The sequence below is a fragment of the Paracoccus hibiscisoli genome, from assembly GCF_005048265.1.
GTDB classification, from domain to species: Bacteria; Pseudomonadota; Alphaproteobacteria; order Rhodobacterales; family Rhodobacteraceae; genus Paracoccus; species Paracoccus hibiscisoli.
The window spans coordinates 1-822 of sequence record NZ_SUNH01000105.1 but is presented as its reverse complement, the minus strand read 5'-3'; the positions used below and the strand labels follow the sequence as shown (position 1 = coordinate 822).

At 59.2% G+C, this 822-nt stretch carries 1 protein-coding gene; it reads right to left on the bottom strand.

All coding sequences use genetic code 11. The annotated features are described in order from the left end of the window. Positions 1–374 precede the first annotated feature (374 nt). The coding region (locus tag FA740_RS19530) for an integrase core domain-containing protein (protein WP_136858439.1) at positions 375–822 on the bottom strand (448 nt) is incomplete at its 5' end.

The window sequence follows — 822 nt, the reverse complement described above, 5'->3', positions numbered from 1 at the left end:
ACGAGCTATCGGTATTCTGCTTCATGGCGTGATCTCCCTGGCGGTTGCCGCCGCCGGTTGGGTGGGTGTTGGTTCACCCGGAGATTACGCCGCCAGACAATTTCTACCACTTCCGAGACACGACCTTGCTCCCTGATCCCTCGGCAGCTTTGTCGTCCGCGGCTGTAGCGAGTCGACAGAATGCTGGGTTTGCCATCGGCAGTGGGCGGCGCAATCGGAAGAAAGGCCTTCTGAGTTACAAGGCCTTTTTGTTTCTATCCACGGAACAGTCCCCAAAGAATGTGGATAAGTCGTGCCATGCGGTCTGCTGCGTCGTCATGTGGCAGAGGGTAGTCGGTAATCCTCCCCGTTTTAACGGGGTTTGGTCGTAGAACTCACGCAGCCATTTTCAGTTTCTGTGCGGGTGTTATGCCGCCGATGCCCATGTTGGGTCGCTCGGTGTTGTCAGTGCAGAGCCAGTCGGTTGCGATACTCTGTGCGTCCGCGATGGTTTCAAAAATGTAGAGGTCGAGCCATTCATGGCGGACGGTGCGGTTGTAGCGCTCGACGCAAGCGTTCTGCTGCGGTTTGCCGGGCTGGATGCGGGTCAGGACAATGCCCTGCTTTGCGGCCCAGCTTGCCAGGGTTGCGCTGATGTATTCCGGGCCGTTGTCGACCCTGATGGCCATGGGCTTGCCGCGCCACTCGATGATCTTGTTCAGCGCCCGAACCACGCGCTCGGCCGGAAGCGAAAAGTCGACCTCAATGCCCAGACCCTCGCGGTTGAAGTCGTCGAGCACGTTCAGCAGCCGGAATTGGCGACCATCGGCCAGACGGTCGGCC